Below are 1,909 nucleotides of genomic sequence, written 5' to 3' on the forward strand. Positions count from 1 at the left end.
ACGGCGTCGGTCTGCTCAAACGCCGCGGGCTCGCGGACGAAGTCGGCGACGCCGTGCTGGACATGCACACAGCGGTCAAGAACGCCCTCGACCCGGCAGGAATCCTGAACCCGGGCAAGGTCTTTCAGCCCCGCGGCTGAACTGTGGCGACCTCGACGGGCGCTCGTGTCAGCGCGCCGGGGGCGCGGGGAGGCGGCTGTCGATCCAGTCGGCGACGTGGGCGGCGACTTCGCGCCAGCCGTCCTGCGCGATGATCCAGTGGGTACGGCCGGGGAACTCGACGAAGTCGACCGGAGGTGCTTCGGCTCGATAGCGGCGGTGGTTGGCGCGGTTGAGGGCGGCGGGCACGATGCGGTCCTGCTCCCCGGCGATCATCAGCAGCGGGGTGCGGTCGGGCTTGGCGAAGTCGACGACGAACGGACTGCGGCGGTCCACACCCGACAGCGCGCCCTGGAAGAAGATCCTTCCGGTCTCCGGGGTGACGAACTGCTCGTAGGCGGCGCGGGCCTGGTCCTGGGGCAGGGTGTGCACGAACGCGTAGCGGAATTGCTCGAAGGTCCAGTGCACGACCCGGCTGCGGTTGGCGGGGTTGGCGATGATGCTGCCAAGAGCGCGGAACGCGGTCGGCTGGGTGGCGATGATGCCCTTGGGCGGGGCGGAGTCGATGGCCACGCCGGCAGCGCCCAGGCCACGGGAGAGCAGCACCTGTACGAACAGTCCGCCGAAGGAATGGCCGATCAGTATCGGCGGCTCGGACTGCGACCGGATGATTTCGGCGTAGTGGTCGATGATCTCCTGGCCGCCCAGCCCTGCCAGCGGGCCGGAGTCGGCGCGGACCGCCTCGACGCCGCGGTCCTTGCCCGGCCATGCCGGAGCCAGGGTCGTGAAGCCCCGTTCCTCGAAGTAACCCTGGAACGGTTCCCAGCACGCGGAGGTCATCCACGCCCCGTGCAGGAAGACGACTGTTCTGGCCATGAAGGAGCCCTTCTGTATGACGCGTGACGCGCTCACGCGGAGCGGGGGCGACGGCCGGTGGGTGCGGCGATGGGCACCGATACCGGCCGAGAAGCAGATGAGACAGAACGTTCTACCTCGTTCGAGGAACGTAGCCAGCCCTCCGCCCCGCCGTCAAGGCGGATGAGACAGAGCGTTCTGTTACCTTTTCTGAATGTCGCCGATGACCCGTGCGTCCGGGCACACCCCCGCGCGCGAGCGCCTGCTGGAAGCCGCTGCCCGGGTGTTCTACGGCGAGGGAATCCGGTCGACCCCCGTCGACCGGGTCATCGCGGAGGCGGGCGTGACCCGGGCCACGCTCTACCGGCACTTCGCGGGTAAGGAGGAGCTGGTTCTGGCCTACGTCGAGGCCCGCGACCAAGCCGTCCGCGCGAACGCCGACGCCGCGGCGGAAGCCGTGGACGAACCTCGGGACGTGCTCCGCGCCCTGGGAGACGGTGTTGCCGCCGAGATCTGCCGACCCGGCTTTCGCGGGTGCCCCTTCATCAACGCCGCCGCCGAATACCCGGACCCCGAACACCCCGTGCGACGCGCGGTCCAGGCGCACCGCGCCTGGTTCCACGAGGTCCTGACGGACATGCTGGCCCGCACCGGTCACCCCGAGCCCGAGAGCGCGGCCCACACCCTGGCCATGCTGCGCGACGGTGCGATGGTGGCCGGCTACCTCGAAACCCCTGATGCCGTGCGCGTCCACCTGGCCCGGGCGATCGAAACGGTCCTCACCCAGGAGTGAGGCGTCAGGTGCAGATCCTCCGCCGGGCGGCGGCAGTCGTCGCCTTCGCCCGGCTCGTCGAGTCCGTCGTGGTTGACCGGTAGTTCGCGTTTCCGTCGCGTCGAACGGGGGCAATCGCTGACCTGCATGGTCGCGCCACCACCGGCGTGACCGAGGGAGGGG

General features: G+C 69.9%; 3 protein-coding genes. 2 read left to right on the forward strand and 1 reads right to left on the reverse strand.

Annotation, left to right across the window (positions count from 1 at the left end; genetic code table 11):
- Positions 1–11 precede the first annotated feature (11 nt).
- Positions 12–140 (forward strand): FAD-linked oxidase C-terminal domain-containing protein, encoded by a 129-nt coding sequence (locus ACRDP3_RS08190; protein ID WP_431516182.1) that lies wholly within the window; start codon positions 12–14, stop codon positions 138–140.
- Between the two features lie 28 nt (positions 141–168).
- On the opposite strand, the gene ACRDP3_RS08195 is transcribed toward ACRDP3_RS08190, so the two are convergent.
- Positions 169–975 (reverse strand): alpha/beta hydrolase, encoded by an 807-nt coding sequence (locus ACRDP3_RS08195; protein WP_431516180.1) that lies wholly within the window; start codon positions 973–975, stop codon positions 169–171.
- 193 nt (positions 976–1,168) lie between these two features.
- Between ACRDP3_RS08195 and ACRDP3_RS08200 the strand changes: the two genes are divergently transcribed.
- The gene (locus tag ACRDP3_RS08200; RefSeq protein ID WP_431516181.1) at positions 1,169–1,747 is read left to right on the forward strand and encodes a TetR/AcrR family transcriptional regulator; all 579 of its coding nucleotides are present in this window, start codon (positions 1,169–1,171) and stop codon (positions 1,745–1,747) included.
- The last annotated feature ends 162 nt before the right edge of the window (positions 1,748–1,909 follow it).

The sequence above is a fragment of the Streptomyces sp. genome (assembly GCF_050698815.1).
Classification (GTDB): Bacteria; Actinomycetota; Actinomycetes; order Streptomycetales; family Streptomycetaceae; genus Streptomyces.

Coding starts and splice junctions, on each gene's coding strand:
- ACRDP3_RS08195 (WP_431516180.1), bottom strand. CDS start 975: ATGGCCAGAACAGTCGTCTTCCTGCACGGGGCGTGGATGACCTCCGCG.
- ACRDP3_RS08200 (WP_431516181.1), top strand. CDS start 1,169: ATGTCGCCGATGACCCGTGCGTCCGGGCACACCCCCGCGCGCGAGCGC.